Source organism: Bacillus sp. FAU20, from assembly GCF_056033865.1.
Genome location: NZ_JBVYHY010000022.1, coordinates 174,659 through 199,889, shown reverse-complemented (window position 1 = coordinate 199,889; position 25,231 = coordinate 174,659). Strand labels below are relative to the sequence as shown.

The 25,231-nt window shown below is 34.9% G+C and carries 25 protein-coding genes; all 25 read left to right on the top strand.

What is annotated here, in order from left to right:
* Positions 1-14 precede the first annotated feature (14 nt).
* The 25 genes from nuoL to AC0OM3_RS19210 all read left to right on the top strand — a co-directional run bounded on the left by nuoL (position 15) and on the right by AC0OM3_RS19210 (position 25,225).
* Positions 15-1,877, top strand: a complete 1,863-nt coding sequence (gene nuoL / locus AC0OM3_RS19330) for an NADH-quinone oxidoreductase subunit L (RefSeq protein ID WP_474212726.1) — start codon at positions 15-17, stop codon at positions 1,875-1,877.
* Positions 1,874-3,376 carry an NADH-quinone oxidoreductase subunit M gene (locus AC0OM3_RS19325; protein ID WP_474212724.1) on the top strand — a complete coding sequence of 501 codons (1,503 nt, stop codon included), beginning with the start codon at positions 1,874-1,876 and terminating at the stop codon, positions 3,374-3,376. The genes nuoL and AC0OM3_RS19325 overlap by 4 nt, the downstream gene beginning before the upstream one ends.
* A 7-nt stretch (positions 3,377-3,383) precedes the next feature.
* On the top strand, positions 3,384-4,898 hold the full coding sequence (nuoN, locus tag AC0OM3_RS19320; RefSeq protein ID WP_474212832.1) for an NADH-quinone oxidoreductase subunit NuoN: 1,515 nt from the start codon (positions 3,384-3,386) through the stop codon (positions 4,896-4,898).
* Positions 4,899-5,100: 202 nt separating this feature from the next.
* Positions 5,101-5,337, top strand: coding sequence for a DUF1146 family protein (locus AC0OM3_RS19315; protein WP_000057889.1), 237 nt, complete (start codon positions 5,101-5,103; stop codon positions 5,335-5,337).
* Positions 5,338-5,388: 51 nt separating this feature from the next.
* Positions 5,389-6,093 carry a YwmB family TATA-box binding protein gene (locus AC0OM3_RS19310; RefSeq protein ID WP_474212722.1) on the top strand — a complete coding sequence of 235 codons (705 nt, stop codon included), beginning with the start codon at positions 5,389-5,391 and terminating at the stop codon, positions 6,091-6,093.
* 39 nt (positions 6,094-6,132) lie between these two features.
* On the top strand, positions 6,133-7,437 hold the full coding sequence (gene murA, locus AC0OM3_RS19305) for a UDP-N-acetylglucosamine 1-carboxyvinyltransferase (protein ID WP_000411274.1): 1,305 nt from the start codon (positions 6,133-6,135) through the stop codon (positions 7,435-7,437).
* 206 nt (positions 7,438-7,643) lie between these two features.
* The gene (gene spoIID, locus AC0OM3_RS19300) at positions 7,644-8,663 is read left to right on the top strand and encodes a stage II sporulation protein D (RefSeq protein WP_000672650.1); all 1,020 of its coding nucleotides are present in this window, start codon (positions 7,644-7,646) and stop codon (positions 8,661-8,663) included.
* A gap of 99 nt (positions 8,664-8,762) precedes the next feature.
* Positions 8,763-9,770: a LytTR family transcriptional regulator DNA-binding domain-containing protein gene (locus AC0OM3_RS19295; RefSeq protein WP_001185928.1), complete on the top strand. Its 1,008-nt coding sequence runs from the start codon at positions 8,763-8,765 to the stop codon at positions 9,768-9,770.
* Between the two features lie 180 nt (positions 9,771-9,950).
* Complete coding sequence (locus AC0OM3_RS19290; RefSeq protein WP_474212719.1) at positions 9,951-10,793, top strand: ABC transporter ATP-binding protein; 843 nt, start codon at positions 9,951-9,953, stop codon at positions 10,791-10,793.
* On the top strand, positions 10,793-11,500 hold the full coding sequence (locus AC0OM3_RS19285) for an ABC transporter permease (RefSeq protein ID WP_474212717.1): 708 nt from the start codon (positions 10,793-10,795) through the stop codon (positions 11,498-11,500). The genes AC0OM3_RS19290 and AC0OM3_RS19285 overlap by 1 nt, the downstream gene beginning before the upstream one ends.
* Before the next feature lie 162 nt (positions 11,501-11,662).
* Positions 11,663-12,568, top strand: a complete 906-nt coding sequence (locus AC0OM3_RS19280; RefSeq protein ID WP_001214926.1) for a M23 family metallopeptidase — start codon at positions 11,663-11,665, stop codon at positions 12,566-12,568.
* Positions 12,569-12,709: 141 nt separating this feature from the next.
* The gene (locus AC0OM3_RS19275) at positions 12,710-12,844 is read left to right on the top strand and encodes a hypothetical protein (RefSeq protein ID WP_000008901.1); all 135 of its coding nucleotides are present in this window, start codon (positions 12,710-12,712) and stop codon (positions 12,842-12,844) included.
* Between the two features lie 308 nt (positions 12,845-13,152).
* A complete protein-coding gene (gene spoIIID / locus AC0OM3_RS19270) occupies positions 13,153-13,425 on the top strand; it encodes a sporulation transcriptional regulator SpoIIID (RefSeq protein WP_000544012.1) in 273 nt (90 codons plus the stop codon).
* A 160-nt stretch (positions 13,426-13,585) separates the two neighbouring features.
* Complete coding sequence (mreB, locus tag AC0OM3_RS19265) at positions 13,586-14,587, top strand: rod shape-determining protein (protein WP_000457978.1); 1,002 nt, start codon at positions 13,586-13,588, stop codon at positions 14,585-14,587.
* Between the two features lie 428 nt (positions 14,588-15,015).
* Entirely contained in the window at positions 15,016-15,450 is a 435-nt protein-coding gene (gene fabZ, locus AC0OM3_RS19260) for a 3-hydroxyacyl-ACP dehydratase FabZ (protein ID WP_000931959.1), read from the top strand.
* A 344-nt stretch (positions 15,451-15,794) separates the two neighbouring features.
* Positions 15,795-16,472 carry a CpsD/CapB family tyrosine-protein kinase gene (locus tag AC0OM3_RS19255; protein ID WP_474212714.1) on the top strand — a complete coding sequence of 226 codons (678 nt, stop codon included), beginning with the start codon at positions 15,795-15,797 and terminating at the stop codon, positions 16,470-16,472.
* A gap of 259 nt (positions 16,473-16,731) precedes the next feature.
* Positions 16,732-17,475 (top strand): YveK family protein, encoded by a 744-nt coding sequence (locus tag AC0OM3_RS19250; protein ID WP_474212712.1) that lies wholly within the window; start codon positions 16,732-16,734, stop codon positions 17,473-17,475.
* Positions 17,465-18,166 (top strand): CpsD/CapB family tyrosine-protein kinase, encoded by a 702-nt coding sequence (locus AC0OM3_RS19245; protein ID WP_001207180.1) that lies wholly within the window; start codon positions 17,465-17,467, stop codon positions 18,164-18,166. The genes AC0OM3_RS19250 and AC0OM3_RS19245 overlap by 11 nt, the downstream gene beginning before the upstream one ends.
* A gap of 108 nt (positions 18,167-18,274) precedes the next feature.
* Complete coding sequence (locus tag AC0OM3_RS19240) at positions 18,275-19,042, top strand: tyrosine-protein phosphatase (protein WP_474212710.1); 768 nt, start codon at positions 18,275-18,277, stop codon at positions 19,040-19,042.
* Between the two features lie 242 nt (positions 19,043-19,284).
* Complete coding sequence (gene bpsC / locus AC0OM3_RS19235) at positions 19,285-20,166, top strand: UTP--glucose-1-phosphate uridylyltransferase BpsC (RefSeq protein WP_098607246.1); 882 nt, start codon at positions 19,285-19,287, stop codon at positions 20,164-20,166.
* Between the two features lie 18 nt (positions 20,167-20,184).
* Positions 20,185-20,871: a sugar transferase gene (locus AC0OM3_RS19230; RefSeq protein ID WP_474212707.1), complete on the top strand. Its 687-nt coding sequence runs from the start codon at positions 20,185-20,187 to the stop codon at positions 20,869-20,871.
* 136 nt (positions 20,872-21,007) lie between these two features.
* Positions 21,008-21,820, top strand: coding sequence for a glycosyltransferase family 2 protein (locus tag AC0OM3_RS19225; protein WP_474212705.1), 813 nt, complete (start codon positions 21,008-21,010; stop codon positions 21,818-21,820).
* Positions 21,821-21,838: 18 nt separating this feature from the next.
* Entirely contained in the window at positions 21,839-23,104 is a 1,266-nt protein-coding gene (locus tag AC0OM3_RS19220) for a hypothetical protein (protein WP_000754881.1), read from the top strand.
* 134 nt (positions 23,105-23,238) lie between these two features.
* Positions 23,239-24,141 carry a glycosyltransferase family 2 protein gene (locus tag AC0OM3_RS19215; protein ID WP_474212703.1) on the top strand — a complete coding sequence of 301 codons (903 nt, stop codon included), beginning with the start codon at positions 23,239-23,241 and terminating at the stop codon, positions 24,139-24,141.
* Positions 24,142-24,169: 28 nt separating this feature from the next.
* Entirely contained in the window at positions 24,170-25,225 is a 1,056-nt protein-coding gene (locus AC0OM3_RS19210) for a polysaccharide pyruvyl transferase family protein (RefSeq protein WP_474212701.1), read from the top strand.
* Positions 25,226-25,231: the final 6 nt, after the last annotated feature.

The window sequence follows — 25,231 nt, the reverse complement described above, 5'->3', positions numbered from 1 at the left end:
GGGGGAAGGAAACAATGATCGATTATGCATGGCTCATACCGCTTTTCCCACTCGTTTCGTTTTTGTTACTTATTATATTCGGGAAGAAAATTAGAGAAGGAAGCAGCGTACTTAGTATTTTTTTCGTCTTTCTCTCCTTCATACTTGCGGTACTTGTGTTAATAGAAAGGTTTTCAGAAGCAAGCGTGAAGCATAGGTGGGTGTGGCTTAGAGCTGGAGATGTGGATATATCATTCGGCTTTGAAGTGACTGCATTAGGAGCTTTAATGTTATTTATCGTTACGCTTGTGAGTCTGCTTGTACATGTGTATTCGAAAGGTTATATGAAAGGTGATGAACGATTACCAACCTTTTACGCATATTTAGGACTCTTTACATTTGCGATGTTAGGGCTTATTATATCAACGAATTTATTACAGCTTTATATATTTTGGGAATTAGTTGGCCTTGGTTCATTTTTACTTATTGGTTTTTATTTCTTTAAAGAAGAAGCGAAGGCTGCTGCAAAAAAGGCTTTTATTATGACACGTATTGGTGATGTTGGTTTATTTATCGGGATGATTTTAATTTTTTGGTACGCAGGTAGTTTTGAATATGACGCAATATTTAGGGCGATTTATACAGGTGATCTACCTCCTTACATGATTACAATAACAGCGATATTAATTTTTATCGGGGCGATGGGGAAATCAGGTCAATTCCCGCTTCATACATGGTTGCCAGATGCAATGGAAGGGCCAACGCCCGTTTCGGCACTTATTCACGCAGCGACGATGGTCGCAGCTGGCGTATATTTAGTAGCAACGATGTTCCCTTTATTTTCAGCAAGTACAGTGGCGATGCAGACCGTGGCAATCGTTGGAGCTTTCACTGCAATCTTTGCGGCCTCTATCGGTCTTGTGCAAACAGATATAAAGAGGGTGCTTGCTTATTCGACAGTTAGCCAGCTCGGTTATATGATGCTTGCGTTAGGTTCTGCCGGCTATGTAGCTGGTATATTCCATTTAACGACACACGCTTTTTTTAAAGCACTACTATTTTTGGCAGCAGGAAGTGTAATTCATGCTGTGCATACGCAAAACATTAATAAAATGGGCGGTTTACAGAAGAAGATGAAAGTAACTGGTATGCTATTTTTAACAGGTACCCTCGCCATTAGCGGTGTTCCACTGCTTTCCGGTTTTTTCAGCAAAGATGAAATTTTAGCGGCGACTTGGATGAATGGCAATTACGTTTTATTTACTTTAGCAGTAATTGCAGCGTTTTTAACAGCGTTTTATATGTTCCGTCTATACTTTCTTGTCTTTACCGGAGAAGCGAAGACGAAGGAAGAAGTGCATGAATCGCCTCGCGTTATGACGTATCCAATGCTTGTTCTCGGCGTTCTTGCGGTAGTGGCAGGATATATAAATACACCTTGGTTTGGGACGTTTCTCGGAGATTGGTTGACGAAAGATGTAGGGTTTAAGGTTGAAGAAGCGCATGGACCAGTTTGGATTATGATTGTTGCGACACTCGTTTCATTTGCGGGAATCGCTCTTGCATATTTCATATATGGAAAGAAATCAATTTCTAGAGATTGGGCTGGGGGTACGGAAACATCGCTTTATAATCTTTTGAAAGAAAAATATTATGTCGATGAACTATACAACATGACGGTGATCTCTATTACGAAAGGAATCACTCATGTGCTTCGCTTATTTGAAGTGTATGTAGTCGAAGGAATTGCAGTTTTAATTGGAAGTGTAGTTAAAGGCACAAGTAATCTTGGCTCGAAACTTCAAAACGGGAATGTACAAGTGTACGGTACTGTAACGGCGGTTTCGCTCGCTGTACTCGTCATTATTTTGCTCTATACGGGAGGGGATTTACGATGAATGATTTGTTGTTAACGTTCTTCATTTTTTCCCCGCTTTTAGGAATTTTATTGCTTGTATTAACACCGAAAAAGGAATTGCGTACAGTGCGAGCGCTTGGCTTATTTGGGACGGCACTTCCATTTGGAATCGCTATAGTCCTCGCTTGTACATATGCTTCTGGAAAGAATTTGTCACTATTTGATGAAAAGGTGAAATGGATTAAGTTCGGAGATTTAACAGCGGTGGATAAAAGGTGGTTTTCTATTTATTACGAGCTCGGTATTGATGGTTTGTCACTTGTCATGATGGTACTGACGGCTCTTCTAGCGATGCTTGCAGCAATTGCAGCCTTTTCTATTAAAAGAAATTTAAAAGCATTTTATATGTTGTTACTCATGCTAGAAATAGGAATGCTCGGTGTCTTTGCTGCTCAAAATTTAATGTTGTTTTTTATCTTCTTTGAAATTACGTTGCCACCAATGTTCTTATTAATTGGAAAGTGGGGAAAATTGTCGAGTGAAAAGGCTGCGTATAGTTATTTAATATATAACGGTATTGGCTCAGCTATTTTGCTCATTGTTTTCTCAATTTTGTTCGCGAAAACAGGTACAACAAATATTGTGGAGCTGAAAGAGATATTAAGAAGCGTAAACGCAGAGGGAGCACTCGTCATCCCAAGTAGTTTGCAGCTTAGTGTATTTATTGCCATAATGATTGCTTTTGCAATTAAACTACCTGTTTTTCCGTTGCACCGCTGGATGGTCAATGTACACATAGAAGCGCATCCAGCTGTAGTTATGCTTCATGCGGGTGTTTTGCTGAAGATTGGAGCGTACGGTATTATTCGCTTCGGGAAAGGGCTATTCCCGGAATATTTTCACGATATTGCAACGCTAATTGCTATATTAGGCGTAATCAATTTATTATACGGTGCCTTTTTAGCGCTCATCCAAACGGACTTTAGGAAAGTACTGGCTTACTCTAGTATTTCGCATATGGGAATTGTGTTAATGGGACTTGCTTCACTTAATGCACCTGGTACACAAGGAGCACTATTCCAAGTTGTATCACATGGTTTAATTGCAGCCTTGCTTTTCTTCCTACTCGGTGTTATAGAACAACGGTTTGGAACTTCGGATATTACGGTGCTAGGCGGACTTGCGAAAAGTGTACCGATACTTAGCGGATTCTTTTTAGCAGGAGGAATGGCTTCGCTTGGATTACCAGGGATGTCTGGGTTTGTTAGTGAATTTCTTGCCTTTCTCGGTTTATTTCAAGGAGAGCCCGTCATTGCTGCAGTCGGTGTGATTGGCATCATTTTAACCGCTGTATATGTATTAAGGGTGACACTTCAAGTGACATTTGGAAAGAAAGAGTGGGAAGCAAAATCTGATATACACGGATGGGAGTACGTCCCTGTTTTACTACTTATCTTTTGTATTATTGCAATTGGAGTTATGCCAGAAATACTAGGGGATCCGCTTCAAAATACATTGAAAACATTGGGGGTGAAGTAGGATGGATATGAATACGTTACTTAGCTTATCGTGGCATCTAATGGTGCCAGAATTTATTATTCTCGGCGCCGCCATCCTTCTTTCCATATGTGATTTGTTTTTTAAGCTGAACCATAGATATGTAGCTCTTGGTGCGATTGCTGCCATCGTATTAGCAATCGTGTCATTAATTACTCTATATAGCGAACCAGCGGGAGATATTTTAAATGGATCGTTTGTGTTAGATGGATTTTCAAAAGGGTTTAAAACGTTGCTATTAGGTGCCTCAGCTCTCATTTTATGCACCGCAATGAGCGATGATAAGAAGAATCCAATTGAAGATAAGGGTGAATATTATTACTTATTTTTAATGGCACTTCTTGGCGCGATGTTCATGGCTTCTAGTGTTGATTTTATTACCCTTTTCGTTGGTTTGGAGTTACTTTCACTTTCTTCCTATATTTTAGTAGGAATACGAAAAAAGAGCCGTGCATCAAATGAAGCGGCAATGAAATATGTCATTAGCGGAGGAATTGGAACAGCGATCACGCTCTTCGGAATGAGTTATTTATACGGTATTACAGGTTCAACTAACATTGTAGATATGCAAAAGGTACTCACTGGGGAGCTTGCTAGTGGTATTCAGTTATTGTTAGCTCTCGCATTTCTTTTATTGCTAGTCGGTCTCTCATTTAAAATTGCCACAGTGCCGTTTCATATGTGGGCACCTGATGTGTATGAAGGAGCGGCTACACCTGTTACTGCTTTTCTTGGAACGATTTCTAAAATTGCTGGGTTCCTACTCATTATTCGTTTGTTCCTTATGGTTTTTGCAAGTGTATTAATACAAGGAGATATGCAATCTTTATATGGGCATATGAGTATATATATTGCGGTGCTAGCAAGTATTACGATGATTGTTGGGAATGTAGTTGCGTTAAAACAATACAATATAAAGCGTTTATTTGCTTATTCGGGCATTGCTCATGCAGGATATTTACTCGTTCCACTTGTGACATTATCACCATTTACGATGGATAGCATGTGGTTTTATATGCTGGCATACATGCTTATGAATATAGGTGCATTTGCTATCATCCACGGCTTAATCTTACAAAATGATGAGGAAAATATAACGATTTTCACAGGTTTATATAAAAGGTCACCATTTGCAGCGATTATGATGACAATCTTTATTTTATCGCTGGCTGGGATACCAGGAACGGCTGGCTTCATTGGAAAGATTAACATCTTTTTAGGCGCGCTTCATGTAGAGCCAGCACATTACGTACTAGCTTCGATTATGATGGGTACGACAGTTGTTTCATTCGTATATTATTTCCGTATTTTACAACAAATGTTTTTCTGCACGGGAGAGACAGAAGAGAGGATACGGTTACCGTTAAATATAAAGGTTGTTATGAGTCTTTGTGCAATTTCGATTGTAATACTAGGGATTATGCCGATGATTGGGTACAATTTCTTTTATGAATATTTTCCATTAATGAAAGATTTCTTCTTCTTAGGGAACGTGGTACAATAGTGAAAATAAAAGGTGTGGAGTCAGTACTCTGCGCTTTTTATTTTGTGTTAACTTGTAATGTAGATATACGTTTTTGGAAAGAAAATCACGATGTAAAATGTAAGATGTCTATGTGCATTTGAAAAAGTGTAGCTCCTACTTATTATGGTATCGTTTTTATATTCTTTCATAAGTAGTAGCTGAGTAAAAAGGGGTCGATTTTTTGGCACAACTTTTAGGGCAACAAGCACTGATTGCCATTGTTTCGCATTTATTGTTTATTACCATTACGTGGTGGGCCTTACAAGGCATTCACATTGAGCGTTTAATGAAGTCCGGAAAAGTGCTGCAGACGCGAGTATTACTCATCTTAATTACAATTGCAATTGGGACATCTGTAAGTAACTTTTTCCTTGATTATTTAGGCTATTCGAAGAGTTTAACGTATTTAGTAAAGTAAGTGTATAGAACCTCAAATCTCCGTTAACAATGGGGATAGGAGGGGATGAAATTGAAGCTTAAAGCCATTCTTATTGTTGCACTTAGTGTTGTTTTATTTTTGGTTGGATATAGAGAGATGAAACCGATAAGCGATGAACAGAAAATGGAGAGCATGATCAAGGCTTTAGAGAAAAATGATGCTAAAGTAGAAAAATGGTCATGGTTAGCGAGAGAAACAAAAACAATTTCTAACATACATACGTTTCAAAAGTTGTTAAACGATGTGAAGGAAAAGGCAAATATTCAAAAGTGGGAAGTAGAGCAATCTCCAGATGGATATAAAGCTACATCCTATAAAAAGCTTTCTTCTTATGAAGAACGAGTAGTAGTAACTTGGAGTAAAGAAAATACTAAAGAAAACACTTTCATTATCTTTGAAGTAAGTGGGGCGAAATGGGACCCGAAGTATGTTCAAAACATCAATAAAATTTTTAGTGAAAAACCTATAATTTACACTTGTGTTCAAGGTGTACTGAATGATAAGATTGAAGGTGTTTTGCAAAATAAAACCAATCAGGTTTTGAAAGATCTTTCAGCAAGAGCGATCGAACAAGTAGAAGAAAGAGCATTTGTGTCAGTCTCCGCATACAATAAAAAGTGGGATGACGCTCTTTCAACAAATAGAGAGAAAATAAATGTGCAAATAGCAATACGTTCTACAGACAACAAAGATACAATTGTGGTTGGCACACCGATCATAACTTCTGAGTATTGAGTGAATAGATACTGAAAAAAGGACACGGAGGGGAATAATTTGGAAAAGATCATCGTCCGTGGCGGAAAGCGGTTAAACGGCACAGTGCGTGTTGAGGGCGCAAAAAATGCTGTATTACCTATAATCGCTGCAGCCCTATTAGCGAGTGATGGAAAGAATGTACTATCTGAAGTACCAGTTTTGTCTGATGTATACACAATTAATGAGGTATTACGTCATTTAAATGCTGAAGTCGTATTTGAAAATAATCAAGTAACAATCGATTCTTCTAAAGAACTAAACATTGAAGCACCATTTGAATATGTACGTAAAATGCGTGCATCTGTTCAAGTAATGGGACCATTATTAGCACGTAACGGTCGTGCTCGTATTGCACTTCCTGGTGGATGTGCAATTGGTTCACGTCCAATTGACCAACATTTAAAAGGCTTCGAAGCAATGGGAGCAAAAGTACAGGTTGGTAACGGTTTTGTTGAGGCATATGTTGAGGGAGAACTAAAAGGAGCTAAAATCTACTTAGACTTCCCAAGCGTAGGCGCGACAGAAAACATTATGTCTGCAGCTACATTAGCAAAAGGGACAACAATTCTTGAAAACGCAGCGAAAGAACCAGAAATCGTTGACTTAGCTAACTTCTTAAATGCGATGGGAGCGAAAGTACGCGGAGCTGGAACTGGAACGATTCGTATCGAAGGCGTTGATAAATTATATGGTGCAAACCACTCTATTATTCCTGACCGTATTGAAGCGGGAACATTCATGGTTGCAGCAGCAATTACTGGTGGAGACATCTTAATTGAAAATGCTGTACCTGAACATTTACGCTCAATTACAGCGAAAATGGAAGAAATGGGTGTTAAAATTATTGAGGAAAACGAAGGTGTACGTGTTATCGGCCCAGATAAGTTAAAAGCGGTTGATATTAAAACTATGCCTCACCCAGGTTTCCCAACAGACATGCAATCACAAATGATGGCATTATTACTACAAGCTGATGGAACAAGCATGATTACAGAAACGGTATTCGAAAACCGCTTTATGCACGTTGAAGAATTCCGTCGTATGAATGCTGATATTAAAATTGAAGGTCGTTCTGTTATTATGAACGGTCCAAACAGCTTACAAGGTGCTGAAGTAGCAGCAACTGATTTACGTGCTGCAGCTGCATTAATCTTAGCTGGTTTAGTATCAGAAGGTTATACTCGTGTAACTGAGTTAAAACATCTTGACCGTGGCTATGTAAACTTCCATAAGAAATTAGCTGCATTAGGTGCAACTATTGAACGTGTAAACGAAAAAGTAGAAGAAGTGAAAGAACAAGAAGTTTCTGATCTTCACGCTTAATTGAAATAGTCTCTATGTCTTTTGACATAGGGGCTATTTTTTTGGGTTATTACTGTTATAGTCAATAAATTCTATACTTATGCACGTACCAGTAAAAATATTTAGAAAATTTCTGTTTTATACTCTCCCCCTTAAGTATGTTCTAAAAGAAAGAGTTGTTCCATAAGAATAAATGGAGTAAAGCTTTTATATTGGGGGAAAATAGGATGAAATTTTCAAAGCCACTTTTTATTACAGTAGCGCTCTTAATAGCGCTCGTTATTATTGTACCTGCAGCCCTTGTTATTCCATTTGCGAAAGCAAAAGTAGGGGAAGAAACGGCCTCTAAAACTCCTCCAGCGATAGAAAGTATACCAGCTCCAGGAAAAGTAGATACAGCTGTTCAAGTTGCTGTATATCGTGAGAAACAAAAGAAGGTAGAATCATTACCTATGGAGGAGTATGTGACAGGTGTAGTAGCTTCTGAGATGAATGCCAGTTTTGAAATAGAGGCACTAAAGGCACAGGCATTAGCAGCAAGAACATTTGTAGTACAACGTATGCTAAGCGGAGGGAAGAAAAATAATGCGGACGTGACAGATACGGTGAAAGATCAAGTGTACAAAAGCAAAGATGAATTGAAGAAGCAATGGGGCAATAACTACGAAAATAATTTGAAGAAAATCGAAGAAGCCGTTTCGAAAACAGCAGGACAAGTTTTAACGTATGATGGAAAACCAATTTCAGCATCCTTCTTTTCAACGAGTAATGGTCGAACAGAAAATGCAGCTGACTATTGGGGAAATGATTATCCGTACTTGAAAAGTGTAGATAGTCCGTGGGATCAAGCCTCTCCAAAGTTTACGAGCGAGCAAACATTTACAGTAGCTGATTTTCAAAAACGTCTCGGTGTGAAAGTGCTAGCAGACGGGAAGATTGGAAATATTAAAGACCTTACGGAAGGAAAGCGTGTAAAGGATGTAGCTTTTCAAGGAAAAACATTAACAGGAAAAGAAGTTCGTGAAAAGTTAGATTTACGTTCGTCTGATTTCACGTGGAAACAACAGGGAGATAAAATCATCGTTACGACGAAAGGCTTCGGTCACGGCGTTGGTATGAGTCAATACGGGGCGAACGGCATGGCAGCGGAAGGAAAGAAATATACAGATATCGTCGCTCATTACTATAAAGGCGTTGAAATAAAGACGATGAATGATTATGAAGGAAAATTGATGGTGAAGAAATAGGTGTCAGAACTCTGGCATCTATTTTTTCTGTTTAAAATATCATAATTTTCCATTAACTGTTTGATATAATAGGATAAAAAGGCATTTGGGGGAAATGAAATGGCGTTACTAGAGTTGAAACAATTAGGGAAGACGAACCAGTTACCGGCAATTGAGCTAAAGGTTGAGAAAGGACAATGTATTGTTTTGCAATGCAATAATCATACAGCTAAAGTGTTACACCGCATTATTATTGGTGAAGAAGAAGCTTCGACTGGCAATGTACTGTTTGAAGGAGAAGTGATTGGAAAGAAAAATTATTCCCGCATCGGTTTTTGTTTTTTGAAAGATGAGGCATATGATCGTTTGAAGGTGAAAGAATACTTTAAGTTTTTAATAGGGCTTTATGAATCAAAGATAAGTATAGAAGAAGTTGTGCAGTCTGTTGGTCTCCTAGATAAGCTAAACGTTAAAATAGAAAAACTATCATTTTCAGAGAAGCGTCGTCTTCATATTGGACGAATGATGATTCATAACCCGGATTTAATCATTTTGGAAGAACCGGAGCAAAATGTAGATATAGAGAGTACGGTTATTATTCGAAAAGCAATTATGAAAATGAAAGAGCAAGGAAAGGCAATCTTTATTACGTCATCATTTCTATCGGATGCCCTTTCGTTAACAGAGGATGTATACATATTAAACAACGATGGTGTGAAAAAGATAGAAATTGAGCAAGAGGAAGTGGAAGAAGTCGGTGAAGAAAAAGTCATTCAAATGATTCCGCAAATGAAATTAGAAAGAATACCTGCGAAAGTGAACGATAAAATCATTTTACTTGATCCGATGGAAATCCATTTCATTGAAACGCAAAACGGAGTAACGCATATTCACGTTCGTGAAGGTGATTTCGTATGTGCCTTAACATTAAGTGAACTAGAAGCAAGATTAACAGGTTTTGGTTTCTTTAGATGTCACCGCTCTTATCTTGTGAATTTACAAAGAGTACGAGAAGTGATTACGTGGACTCGTAATAGTTTTAGTTTAATTTTGGATGACGAAAGAAAAAGTTCAATCCCGCTTTCGAAAGGACGCATGGATGAATTAAAAGGCGTGATTGGACTGTAAAAGTGCTCCAATAAGCTCAACATGCGATTTATTCAACGGTAAAAATACTCCTTTTACCGGTATTTTACTGCGTAAACCCTTTGTTTTTCATATGATTGAGTCAAGAAAAGCGAAACAAACGAACGAAAAGCGCTAAAGCGACTTTCATCTATAAAGAAGAAAAACAAAGGGGATGAAGAAATGACATTGGCAATTGAAATGAAAGATGTAATGAAAAGTTTCGATGGAAAAACGGCACTTCAAAATGTAAATATTGAGGTGAAGCGAGGAGAGATATTTGGATTCCTCGGACCGAGTGGATCTGGTAAGACGACAACAGTAAAAATTTTAACTTCTCAAGTGCTCCATAGTGTTGGAACGGTAAGAGTATTAGGGAAAGATATTACAGGACCAAGTAGCATCGATTACAAACGAATTGGTATTTTAACAGATAACAGCGGTTTATATGAGAGACTTAGCATTTATGATAACTTATTATTATTTTGTGACTTATATGATTGCAAAAAAGAACGAATCGATGAAGTACTAGCGCAAGTGAATCTATTAGATGATAAAAAAACACCAGTAAAAAAATTATCAAAGGGAATGAAGCAACGCGTCACGCTAGCGAGAGCAATCCTTCATAAACCAGATATCCTCTTCTTAGACGAACCAACATCTGCACTTGATCCAGTAAACGTACAAAACATTCATAAAATCTTAAACGACTTAAATAAAGAAGGAACGACGATTTTCTTAACGACTCACAACATGGATGAAGCAGAAACGCTTTGTAACCGCATTGCCTTCCTGTGTGGCGGAGAAATTGTAGCACTGGATACGCCAGAGAACCTGCGCTTACAATACGCTAAGGATCAAATAGAGGTCGTATTAAAAGATAAACAAAAAGAAGTAGTGCAAAAAGATGAATTAGGCGCAAACCGTATTTCAGAATGGATGAAAAAGGGCGAACTGTTATCTATTCATTCACACGAACCAACGCTAGGCGATATCTTTATTGAAGTTACTGGGAGGGGATTATAATGACATTTTCAATGAAACGGTTTTCGGCTATTGTAAGAAAAGAAATAAATGATGCAGGTAAAAACTCACAAGTTATATTAATGGCGCTATTACCTATTCTACTTGCTGTATTCTATAGTAATATGGATTCTATAAAAGAGTTCTTTGCAGGTTTTGTTATTGTAATGACGATTACCATGGTGGGAAGTTATGTGCAAGCAATTATTATTGCAGAGGAGAAGGAAAAACACACGTTACGAGTATTAATGTTGTCTCCAGCAAGTCCAATAGAAGTTATTTTAGGGAAAAGTGTATTAACTGTATTTTTTGTACTAGCATCTAGTTTTATTAGTTTAGTGATTTTAGATACTTTTAAAGGAAATATTGGTATGCTAGTTATTATTATTTTAATAGGAACATTGTTATGTGTCGTTTTAGGTACTATAGTTGGCTTACTATCCCAAAATATAGCACAAACATCCATAGTGGGGCTCCCGATTTTTCTAATATTCATAATGGGGCCGATGTTAAAGGAAATGGTTAAGAATGAATTTATTATAAAAGTAGTTAATCTTCTTCCAACAAATCATGTTATGGAAGCATTGCAAAAAGTTATAAAGGGAGAAGGATTTATTGCGATTCAAGAACATATTTTAAACAATACAATTTGGACTATATGCCTTATCATTCTTTGTATTATTGTTTATAAAAAGAAACAATTAGATTAAAAACTGAGCCAAAAGTGCTCAGTTTTTTCTTTTTTCTATCATTTCCTCGGAAATTTTGCAATTCTCATACATATTTTTACAGATTTTGTCGAAAAGTAATTAGTTATACGTTGTATAGGATACGTGAATATTGTTCAAAATGATTGCTGAGGTGATGATGGAATGCGAGGAAGAAATAATAAAAAGTCGCAAAAGGTAGTACATTTATTTCAAAAAAGATGGGTGTTTCCGGCACTATACATTGCTTGTGCAGCGGTAATCTTAATGGTTGCGCTATGGTTCCAAGGAGCTAATCCGAAGAAGACTCCAAACCACGATCAAGCAACACCGTATACACAATCGGAAGATCCAGCAGTACCAGTAACAAAATCTTCAGAAGTAGTGAAAATGCCAGCTGCCGCGAATGCGGAAGTAGTCGTACAGAAGAAATTCTATGAAGATGCAGCAACTGAGGCGGAACAAGAAAAAGCACTTGTCTTTTATAACAACACATATTCCCCAAACAAAGGAATTGACATTGCTGCGAAGAATGGAAAAGAATTCAATGTTGCTGCTGCTTTAAGTGGTACAGTAACGAAAGCTGAAAAAGATTCACTTCTTGGTTATGTTGTAACAGTTGATAGTGGAAATGGTGTAGCGGTATCTTATCAAAGCTTAGGCAGTGTGAAAGTAGAAAAAGGTGCAAGAGTTGCACAAGGTGAAGTATTAGGAACATCCGGTCTAAGTGCAATGAATAAAGAGGCAGGTTCTCACGTTCACTTTGAAGTACGTAAAGACAATGTGGCTGTGAACCCTGAACGTTACTTAAATAAATCAGTAACAGAAATTAAAGCTGATGCAGGTGCTGCAAAGGCTACGAATGCTTCTGGTAAAAAAGCTGATGACAAATCTCAAAAAGAAGAGAAGTCAACGAGTACGAAACCAGAAAGTAAAACAGAAGACAAGTCTCAAAAAGAAGAGAAATCAACAAGCGGTTCAACTAGTGACAAAAAAGAAGAACCGAAGAAAGAAGAAAAATCAACAAATGGTTCTACAGAATCATCTAACGATTCTTCTTCACAAGAATAAGAAAGTGAAAAAATCAGCTCCCACTAGGGGAGCTGATTTTTTTATTTCCATATAAAAATACTCAATTTCGAGAAAAAAGTTGCAATAACAAGGAAAAATGACGAGATTCTCGAATATATATTACAAAAGGGAGGGGATACTGTGTCATTTTTATTTGTTCTGTCGACTGCTATTATTTTATTGTTTGTTTTATTCACTTTATATTATTATATTGCCGGTAAGAAAGAGGTTCCCCACCATCAATTATTAGAAGAAGAGTTTGAAAGAGAAGAATGATGCCTTATATATAAGGTGTCATTTTTTTTCGCCAAAATAGTCACTGTTAACGTATTTCTCACAAAAAAATGTAATTTTTCTTAACTTAGTCCGCAAAAATAGTGAACATGTAGCATATATCAGTAGTGCGGGCAATACAATGGTATAAACCAAAGCAAAGAGAGTGTTTGAGGTGAGAAATCGTGAATCATTTCATTATAAATCCAAGAATGTTTAACGCTTACAAACAGCACTCACACTTACTTCTTAGTCGTATGCAGCGAGGCTCATTTCACCCTTCTCACATCCAAATTAGGGAGGCGAGTGGTGTGCACGATTACATCAAAGAGAGAACTATCAAGATTGGTAAGTATATCGTGGAGACAAGAAAGACAGTGCGTGTCATTGCAAAGGAATTTGGGGTATCAAAGAGTACAGTCCATAAAGATTTAACGGAACGTCTACCAGAGATTAATCCAGAGCTCGCAAATGAAGTGAAAGAAATTCTTGATTATCATAAGTCTATTCGTCATTTAAGAGGGGGAGAAGCAACAAAACAAAAGTATAGAAAAGAAGATGTAGAGAAGCCTGTACGTCAATAATGTTACAGTAGCAAACATTCCGTTCACATTCGGTAATATTTTTCAGAAGAATTCTTTTTGCGAATATTACGTTTCTGTTAAATTTATGATAAAATCAGAAATTAGGTGAAAAGAATTCGGGTGTAACCTGATTTTGAATATCGAGGAGGAAAAAACGGGAATGTTTGCGCGAGATATCGGAATTGACCTAGGTACGGCTAACGTATTAATTCATGTTAAAGGTAAGGGTATTGTATTAAATGAGCCATCTGTTGTGGCGATTGATCGTAATAGTGGTAAAGTATTAGCAGTAGGTGAAGAAGCGAGAAGCATGGTGGGACGTACGCCTGGTAATATTGTAGCAATTCGTCCACTTAAAGATGGTGTAATCGCAGATTTCGAAATTACAGAAGCAATGTTAAAGTATTTCATTAACAAATTGGACGTAAAGAGCTTCTTTTCAAAACCTCGTATTTTAATTTGTTGTCCAACAAATATTACATCAGTAGAACAAAAAGCAATTCGTGAAGCTGCTGAGCGTTCAGGTGGTAAAACAGTATTTTTAGAAGAAGAACCAAAAGTAGCCGCAGTTGGTGCTGGTATGGAAATCTTCCAACCAAGCGGTAACATGGTTGTTGATATTGGTGGAGGTACAACAGATATCGCTGTACTATCTATGGGTGATATTGTTACCTCTTCCTCTATCAAAATGGCTGGCGATAAGTTTGATATGGAGATCTTAAACTATATTAAACGTAAGTATAAGCTATTAATCGGAGAACGTACTTCAGAAGATATTAAAATTAAAGTTGGTACAGTATTCCCAGGTGCACGTAGCGAAGAGCTTGAAATTCGCGGACGTGACATGGTAACAGGCTTACCACGTACAATTACAGTATGCTCTGAAGAAATTACAGAAGCATTAAAAGAAAATGCAGCTGTTATTGTACAAGCTGCAAAAGGCGTATTAGAGCGCACACCACCAGAACTATCTGCAGATATCATCGACCGCGGTGTTATTCTAACAGGTGGCGGAGCTTTACTACACGGTATCGACATGCTTCTAGCAGAAGAACTAAAAGTACCGGTATTAATTGCTGAAAACCCAATGCACTGCGTTGCGGTTGGTACAGGTATTATGTTAGAGAATATCGACAGATTACCAAAGCGTGCTTTGAGATAATTTGAAAGAACTAAGGCTAATGCCTTAGTTCTTTTTTCGTTTTTATATTTTTTTATTTTGTTTTTTTGCGAAAATGGAAGGAAAATAGAGAAATATGAAGGAAACAGGTAAAATATTCATATATATGGTTAAATTTAATATTTCCTTATTTGAAAACGTTTATAATATAATGAGTCGAATACGACATTAAGGCAAATAATGTTTCAATACATATTGCCTTTCCCTAATTTGGGCATACACTCTTTTCTACCTCCGTGTCAGTTGCAAAAATGTGCAACTATTTTAATGGAATAGAGTGTGTGCATTTTTTTTTAGGAAGTTGTGCTAAATATAAAATGTTACTTTGTAATGACAAACAATAAACAAAATGGGATAATAGCAATATGTCCAAGTGGTAAGACCAATATTACAAAAGGGGCGATTGTTACATGCTAAATATAGAACAAATTAAAGAAATCATTCCTCACCGCTATCCATTTTTACTTGTTGATAAAATATTAGAAGTAGATGAAGGCAAAAGAGCGGTTGGGATTAAAAATGTATCCGCAAACGAAGAATTCTTTAACGGACACTTCCCTGACTATGCAGTTATGCCTGGTGTACTTATTGTAGAAGCATTAGCACAAGTCGGAGCAGTTGCAGTATTAAAGAAAGAAGAAAACCGCGGAAGACTTGCTTTCTTTGCAGGTATCGACAATTGCCGTTTCAAAAAACAAGTACGCCCAGGTGATCAGCTTCGTCTAGAAGTAGAAATGACACGCGTACGCGGCCCAATTGGAAAAGGAAAAGCAATCGCAACAGTAGATGGTGAAGTTGCATGTGAGGCAGAAATTACATTTGCGATTGGTGATAAAAAAGAATAGATAGTACTGAAAAATCTCCTTGTGAAAAGACAAGGGGATTTTTTAATTTCTGCTATATAACGATGAGACGATAATATACAAACTAATCAGAAAATATCTTGTAAATAGATGGTAATTACCATATACTTACTTTATTATTTATCTAGAAAATAGGATAAGTGATAAAGGTAATAAAGAAATAAGGGCATTGTCATATTGTTAAGGTACTTAAATAAGACAAAGTAGAAGGTTATTGATTATGATGAAATGTGGGGAACTCAGCAAGAATATTAATTAGACGTATGAAATCGAGCATAAGAGAGAGAAAAGGGAAATGTCGCATTTCACAAAAGGAGATTATGAATATGTTCGGGAGAAAGAAAAGAAAACCATTACGACAATTAATTACACATAAAGAGCCTAAATCGCGTATTACAGAACAATACCGCAACATTCGCACAAACATTGAGTTTACATCTATAGATAATCATGTTCGTTCTATTATTGTTACTTCAGCCGATCCAGGTGATGGGAAAACAACAACAATCGCAAACTTAGCAGTTGTTTTCGGACAACAAGGAAAGAAAGTTTTATTAATTGGAGCTGATTTGCGTAAGCCGACGATACAAAACTTATTTGCCATTCATAATTCAAATGGGTTAACGAACTTATTATCAGGACAAGCAAAACTTATGCAATGCATTCAAAAAACAGATATAGAGAACGTATACTTAATGGCAGCAGGTCCAATCCCGCCAAACCCAGCAGAACTATTAGGGAGCCGGACAATGGATGAGGCGTTGCTAGAAGCATATAACATGTTTGATATTATATTAATTGACACACCACCTGTCCTTGCGGTTACGGATGCACAAATACTTGCGAATAAATGTGATGGAATCGTACTCGTTGTACGAAGTGAAAAGACGGAAAAAGATAAAATCGTAAAAGCGAAACAAATATTAGATAAAGCATCAGGAAAACTACTAGGTGTTGTTTTGAACGATAAAAGAGAAGAAAAAGAGCAGTATGGTTATTACTAAAATATGAAAAAGCCAACAAAAAAAATGTTGGCTTTTTTGTTTTCTGAAAATTATTTATCAAGTTATACAATGTAAAAAGCATGATATGATAAAATTTTTGGGAAATCATTGGAATGTGTTGTCATATTTAAGATTATTTTGTAAGATTAAACTTGTTTCTTGTGAACAAATATAGAACTGAATTATTAAAAATAAAAAATGTAAGATTTATATGTTATAATTTTTCCTATGTGTAAATTTTAGAAAGTTGGAGGAACTTATGGAAGAAACAATTAGTTTAAAAGAGTTATTTCATATCTTAAAAAAACGTTTAGCAATGATCCTCGTAATTGCATTTGGTGCAGCTATTGTAAGTGCTATCATTAGCTTTTTCTTCATGACACCAATCTATCAATCTTCGACGCAAATTCTTGTTAATCAGAAGAAGCAAGAAGGATCTGCAATTCAATTTAATGAAGTGCAAACAAATATTCAATTAACAAATACATATAAGGTTATTATTAAGAGCCCTGTTATTTTGGATCAAGTGAAAGAAAAGCTAGGTTTAAATATAACAGTACAAGAGCTAAACAAGAAAATTGAAGTAGCTAACGAGAAAGACTCACAAGTAGTGGCGTTAACTGCGCAAGATAAAGATCCAAAACTAGCTCGTGATATTGCTAACACAACTGCAGAAGTGTTTAAAGGTGAAGTTGCTAAAATTATGAGTATTGATAACGTAACAGTGTTATCAAAAGCAGAAGTTGCAGAAAATTTATCTCCAATTAAACCACGTCCAATGCTAAATGTAGCAATTGCTTTCGTTATTGGTTTAATGGCTTCAATAGGTCTTGCATTCTTACTAGAATACTTAGATAACACAGTGAAAAAGGAAGAGGATGTAGAAAGCTTACTTGGCTTACCGGTATTAGGGATTGTAGCTCGTATGGATGAAGAAACAATGAACGTGAAATCACACGCTCCATCATCAAGAAAAGTGAGGGGACAAACAATTGGCTCTTAATTTATTTAAAAAGAAAAAGAATCATCGTCAACGCCGTCAATTAATTGCTCATCAACAACCGAAATCACCAATTTCAGAGCAATATCGTAATATTCGAACGAATGTTGAATTTGCAGCTGTTGATACGAATTTACATTCATTAATGGTCACGTCTGCAAACCCAAGTGAAGGGAAAACGACAACGACAGCGAATATGGCAGTTGTTTTTGCTCAACAAGGAAAAAAGGTTTTATTAATTGATGCAGATATGCGTAAACCTGCAATGCATCAAATGTTCCAAGTAGATAACATTTTTGGACTTACGAATGTACTAACACATAGTGAACGTTTAGAAAAATGTGTGCAAACAACATTAGTTGATAATCTACACTTTTTAGCATGTGGTCCAATCCCACCAAATCCAGCTGAATTATTAGGTTCAAAATCAATGAAAGAACTTCTTGGACAAGCATACAGTATGTATGATCTAGTTATTTTTGATATGCCGCCAATTTTAGCTGTTACCGACGCACAAATTATGGCAAATGTATGTGATGCTTCTATTCTTGTAGTTCGTAGTGAATCAACAGAGAAAGAAACAGCAGTAAAAGCAAAAGGGTTATTGGAGTCTGCAAAAGGTAAATTGTTAGGTGTTGTTTTAAATGACCGTGAACGTGAACAAGGATTATATTATTATTACGGTGCAAACTAATTAAAAGAGTGAGATATGGTTGAAACATATCTCCTTTTCTTCCTTGAATATGAGATGTCTCATATTCAAGGAAAAAAAGATTAGTAGAAGAGAGGGAGGATAAAATAAATGATTGATTTACATTGTCACATTTTACATGGCATCGATGACGGTGCACAAACAGTAACAGATAGTTTAGCAATGGCGCAACAAGCCGTAGCGGAAGGAATACATACAATTGTCGCAACGCCGCACCATCAAAATGGCAAATATGTAAATGAACGTACCTCAATTATTCATCACGCAAAACAATTAAATGATGAACTACAACACCATAATATTCCACTTACCATTTTACCTGGGCAAGAGGTCAGGTTATATGGAGATTTATTAGAAGACTATGAAGCTGGTAAAATCGTTACCTTGAATGAGACGAATAAATATATATTCATTGAATTCCCATCAAATCATGTACCTCGTTATGCAGAACAACTACTATATGAACTGCGTGTAAAGGGAATGATTCCAATTATCGTTCATCCGGAACGTAATGCCGAGTTAATCGAGCGGCCAGATAAGTTATATAACATTGTAAATAAAGGGGCATTAACGCAAGTAACGGCAGGTAGTTTATTAGGGAAATTCGGTAAAAAAATTAAAAAGTTTTCACTTCAACTTGTAGAACATAATTTAACACATATGGTCGCTTCAGATGCACATAACACGACATCAAGAGGATTTCATTTAGCGGAAAGCTATGAATTAATTGAGAAAGAATTCGGAATGAATGTTATGAGTGATTTGAAAGAAAATCCGTACTTATTAATTAGCGGGAAGGCAATTTACAAAGAAGATCCGGAACAAATTCGTCGTAAAAAATTGTTCGGTATTTTTTAAATAAAAATTGGTGATGTCTCCTAACCGTTATCAATGGGGGCACTCGGTCGTGCTGTGGGTAGAAAATTTTTATTTCGAACCTACCTTAGACGCTTGTCGTCGGGAGTATGACGTGAGGATGGGTTAGATGCCCATAATTTTATTTGTAATAGAAACTCTACCTATAGAGTTATAAATATGACTCTATAGGTAGGGTTTTTGTTATTGTTACATATGAATAAAAAGATATAGGAGGGCTACAATTGAAAAAGGTAAGAAAAGCAATTATTCCAGCAGCTGGCCTGGGAACAAGATTTTTACCAGCAACAAAGGCAATGCCGAAAGAAATGTTACCGATCGTTGATAAGCCGACAATTCAATACATAGTAGAAGAAGCGATAGAATCAGGAATTGAAGATATTATTATTGTTACTGGAAAAGGAAAGCGCGCGATTGAAGATCATTTTGATCATTCTTTTGAATTGGAGCAAAGTTTACTAGAAAAAGGGAAGCATGAGATGTTAGAAAAAGTACAAGCTTCTTCAAAAATTAACATTCATTACATAAGACAAAAAGAACCAAAAGGTTTAGGGCATGCAGTATGGTGTGCTCGTAAATTTATTGGAAATGAACCATTTGCAGTACTACTTGGTGATGATATTGTCCAAGCAGAAACACCATGTTTACGCCAATTAATGGATCAATATGAAGGTACACAGTCATCTATAATTGGTGTACAAACGGTGCCTGAAAATGAGACGCATCGTTATGGAATTATAGATCCGATTGAGCAAAATGACCGTCGTTATCAAGTGCGTCAATTTGTAGAAAAGCCGGCAGAAGGTACAGCACCATCTAATTTAGCTATTATGGGTCGTTACATATTAACATCAGAAATTTTCATGTTCCTTGAAAATCAACAAACAGGTGCTGGTGGGGAGATTCAATTAACAGATGCGATTCAAAGGTTAAATGAAATACAAAGAGTGTTTGCTTATGACTTTGAAGGAACTCGTTATGATGTTGGGGAGAAGTTTGGGTTTATTAAAACAACGATTGAAATGGCACTTCAGAATGAAGAGCTGAAAGGCGAATTAATGGAATATATGAGTAGCCTTGTTGAAAAAGAAAATATACATATATAAAAGTGGGGTGGAAGAGTTTTGACCTTAGTAAAATTATCTGATGGGGATGTCACAGAAGTAAATGAGAAAAAAATAGATTGGGAAGTTGTAAATGCTCGTAAAGGGTATTTATTTACTAAACGTTGCATGGATTTTATAGGGGCTTTATGTGGCTTGATTTTATTATCACCGCTCTTTTTAGTTATAGCGTTGATTATTAAATATGAAGATCCAAAAGGAACGGTGTTTTTTAAGCAAATTCGTGTAGGTAAAGATGGAAAAGAGTTTCATATGTATAAATTTCGCTCTATGGTTGCGGATGCGGAAGAAAGACTCAAAGATTTATTACAATACAATGAAGTATCCGGTGCAATGTTTAAAATGAAAGAAGATCCAAGGATAACAAAAATAGGGAAATTTATTAGGAGAACGAGTTTAGATGAGTTGCCACAATTAATTAATGTTTTAAAAGGTGAAATGAGTCTTGTAGGTCCAAGGCCCCCTTTACCACGTGAGGTAAAGGAATATACAGCATATGATAAACAAAGATTATTAGTAATTCCAGGTTGTACAGGACTTTGGCAGGTAAGTGGCAGAAATAATCTTGGGTTTAAAGAAATGGTTCAATTAGACTTACAATATATAGAAAAAGGTTCGATTCTATTTGATATTTTTATTATTTTTAAAACAGTGAAAGAAGTATTTTGTAGTAAGGAAGCATATTAAGATTCTTAGTTCCTTTTATTTTAAAAAAGAGCGTGAATATATAAATTTAGAGATAAAAATCTTCCTGCATGTATAAAGAATGAAAACTAGTGAAAAAAGATAAGCTAGAAATTAGAGCATAATTTAGGGGTGTAAAATGATAGATGTGATTATACCTGTTTATAATGGGTACGAAGAAACAAGAGAGTGCATTGAATCGTTATTGAAATCTAAAAATTTAGTAGAGCATCATTTTATTTTTATAAATGATAAGTCACCAAATGAGCATATTTTTGAATTATTAAATAGTATTGATGATAGACGTGTTACGATTTTAAATAATGAGAGTAATTTAGGTTTTGTTAAAACTGTCAATAGAGGAATGAAATTATCTGAGAATGATGTGATTTTATTAAATTCTGATACTGTTGTTACAGAAAATTGGATTGATAAAATGTATAATGCTGCATATTCAAATGAAAAAGTTGGTACAGTGACAGCGTTAACTAATAATGGTACGATCGCTTCGGTTCCGTATTTTAACCAAGATAATAAATTACCGGAAGGGTATACAATTGGAGAATTTTCCAATTTAGTGGAGAGAGTCTCAGAAAGGGTATATCCAACTCTACCTACAGCTGTAGGACATGCAATGTATATTAAAAGAAGCATAATTAATGAGGTTGGTTTTTTTGATGATGATTCTTTTGGAATGGGATATGGAGAAGAAGAAGATTTTTCATGTCGAGTAATCAAAAGTGGTTATAAAAATGTTTTAGCGGATGATACATTTATTTTTCATTATGGTAGTACATCTTTTAAGGGCGAAAAAGCAAATCTAATCGCTCAGAATAAGAAAAAGCTTTATAAGAAGCACTGGATTCATCCTTTTAATGTGAAGAGGTTTTTATTATTTGATAAAAATGTGAAGAATATATGTAGTAAAATTCAGGACGAAATGAATAATTAATTTTGAAAGGTTTGGAAAATGAAAAAAGTAGATCAGTTCATCATTTTCATGCTTCTTATAGGAGTATTCTTTTTAAGGTATATTAAGGTCTTCTACGAACAATGGTATATATTGGATATATTTCTGTTAATATATGTTTTTGTTAATCTTGTACAAATTAATAAGAAAAGTTTAGGGATGTACCTTTGGTATTTTATATCAGTGTGTATTTTTATTTTCTGTGTGTCTTTAAATGTGATGGAATATGGAGCGGGTAAAGTCTTTTCTGATAATATTATGATGGCCCTTATGCCAATCACATTAATAATATATTTTTCATATTTAAATCAGAAATATTCTTTTGATATTCTTTTACAAACATCCAGAAAAGTGATACTATTTTTGAATGTTTATTTTTGGATAAACACTCCTATTATAGTAATACAATTTTTAACTGAAAACTTTATGATGGGACGTTTTCTATCATGGGGAATGTATAATTTTGATCATATGACAGGATTTATGGGACCATTTGGAACAGGAATTTTAAATGTTTTTTGGGTGAGTTTGTTAATAGGTAACATATTATTTTACTTGATAACTCGCAATAAAAAGTGGTTTCTTATGTTTGTACTAGAGGTTCCGATTATGTTACTTTTATCATATTTTAATGAAAATAAGGCGTTTATCCCAACTGCAATTTTATTTATAGCAGTAATTTTAGGATATGTGTTTTTATGCAATAAAATCACTGTTAAGGCTGTTGTTAAATTACTTATTCTAGGTGGCATAGGCGTTATAATTGGGCTTATAATGTATGAGTATATAGAAATAGTAAAGGAACAGGTAGATAGTTTAATTGAAGTAGCTTTAGATTTTGATACAAATGCTGCTCTGAATACCCATAATGAACGTGCCTATTTGAATTATCTAGCATTTAAATACTATCATGCGGATGGCTTAGGATTGGGGATAAATAATATTGATTTTAAAACTCAAATGATTCATAAAAATTTAGGCATAAATAGTTTTTCTTTAATGCTAATTCAAGGTGGTATTTGGTATTATCTGGTTAATCTGAATATCTATGCCTTAGTTGCAGTTGGGGCTTTAAAGCGGAAATTTGATATTCAAGCAGTTAGCTTATATATAACTTTCATCGTTATATTTGCTTTTCTATCTTTCGTAACGCAACCGTTTAGAGATCATTACACTATGTTTATGGTAGCGATTTTAATTTTATTTGTAGCACTTTTTGTGAAAAACAATAGTAAAACAGAAACAGGAAATACTAAGATTAATTGAAAAATTATAATTTTTGACTGAAAAGAATCTGCCTATAAATAAAAAGTCCCTTTAAATTTTTAGGGACTTTTTATTTATGTGGGCCATTTATTAAGTTGAAAGTAGTAAAAATTTTTAGAGGGGGGAATTTAAATTTGAGTAAGGTTTCAATTATAATTCCTGCTTATAATTCAGAGAATACAATAAAAAGCACTATTTATTCTTGCCTGAATCAAACATATAAGGATATAGAAATAATTGTTATAGATGATGGTTCAAGTGATAACACAGGTAATATTGTAAAATCAATTGAAGATTCTAGAATTAAATATAACTTTTATGAAAATCAAGGTAGATCTATAGCAAGAAATACAGGATTGAAATTAGCTGAAGGGAAATATATTCAATTCTTAGATTCGGACGATACAATAGATCCGAAAAAAATTGAAAAAGCAATACATTTATTGGAAGGGAATTCCGAAATTGATGCGGTACAATGTGGAACTAATTACTGGAAGAGAAATCAATTGATAACGAAAATACAAGCTAAATCTCTTTCTAGAAAAAAAATGGACAAGTTATTATTAAGGAAAAATTTATTTCCAATTCACTCAGTTATTTTTAAAAAAGAATTAGCAGGCCATTATCCCGAAAAGTTATCTTATTGTGAAGATTGGTATTTCTGGGTGAAAACATTATTAAAGGTAAATATATTTTCACAGACAGATTATTATGGAGCTAATGTATTTGTTCATGAAAATAACACAATGACAGATTACCGCAATATGTTATTAGGTGAGTTTTACATATTATTAAGGATTAAAAAGGAAGTTGATTCTAAATCTTTAATTAGAGATTTGAAAATAATGAAGCAATTTGTGAATTATTGTTTAAAATATGATGCTGATGATATAGATAATTTGGATATCCCAGTTTTTAAAATTGCTCCATATTTAAGATATATTAATTATATAATTAATTCCTCTAAAGGAAAAAGACTATTGAAAAAAATGGTGATATTAAAAAATAAAATCATTAAGAAGAAGCAAGTTTATTAGAGCGAGATATAAAGGAAGTGTGAATAGAGTGAGAGTAGCAGTAGATGCATATTTCAATAATAATTTGGGGGATGATTTATTCCTCGATATTTTAGTAGATAGATATAAAAATGTTACTTTTGATTTTATGCTATGTGATGAAATGGCATGTAAGGCTTTTACTAATCATCCTCGTGTAAATTATAAAAGCCGCAAGGAAGTTTTGCGAAATATTATAAAATATGATGCTTATGTATTTATTGGAGGTTCAATGTTTCAAGAACCTGAATATTGGAAGAAAGCATGGAGGAAATTTAATTTAACAGTTTCTATATTTAAATTATTTAAAAAATCTACATTTGTATTAGGATGTAATTTTGGTCCATATGAAACGGTAGAATATAAAGAAAAATATTTGAGAACCTTTAAGAAACTCACACATATGACAGTTAGGGATCAATATTCTTTCGACTTACTAAAAGATAAAGGTATTAATATTACTGTACATCCGGATATTGTCTTGTCGAAGAAATGTTATGAAAGAGAGAGTGGAAAATCTAATATTGTAGGGATTTCAATAATCAATTGGCCTAAGAATAATAATGAAAAAGGCTACATTGATTTTAATGTAAATTTGATTAAAGAGTTAGTAAATGAAAATAAAAAAATAAGAATTTTTGCCTTTCAAAATACTAGTGAGATTAGTGATTATAAAATTATAAATAAAGTAATTAAGAAATTGGACAATAATGTTCAAAAAGAAGTAGAGGTTATTTCTTATGATGGAAATATAAAATCCTTTTTAGGAAAATACTCTCAATGTGACTCGATGATAACAGCTAGATTCCATTCACTAATTATATCTCTAATTAATGGTCAAACTATTTATCCTGTGATATATAGTGAAAAAACATTAAATACAATGAAATTTTTAGGGATAGATGTAGAGTATATGAGGCTTGAAGAGATATCAATAGGTAATGTTGCAGAGGTAAAAAAGAATCTTATTGAAGATGAAGAAGCATATAGAAAAGATGAAATTGTTCAATTGGAAAAGAAGGCACAAGGACATTTTTTACATTTAGATAATTTATTGAGAAAATGAGTGGAA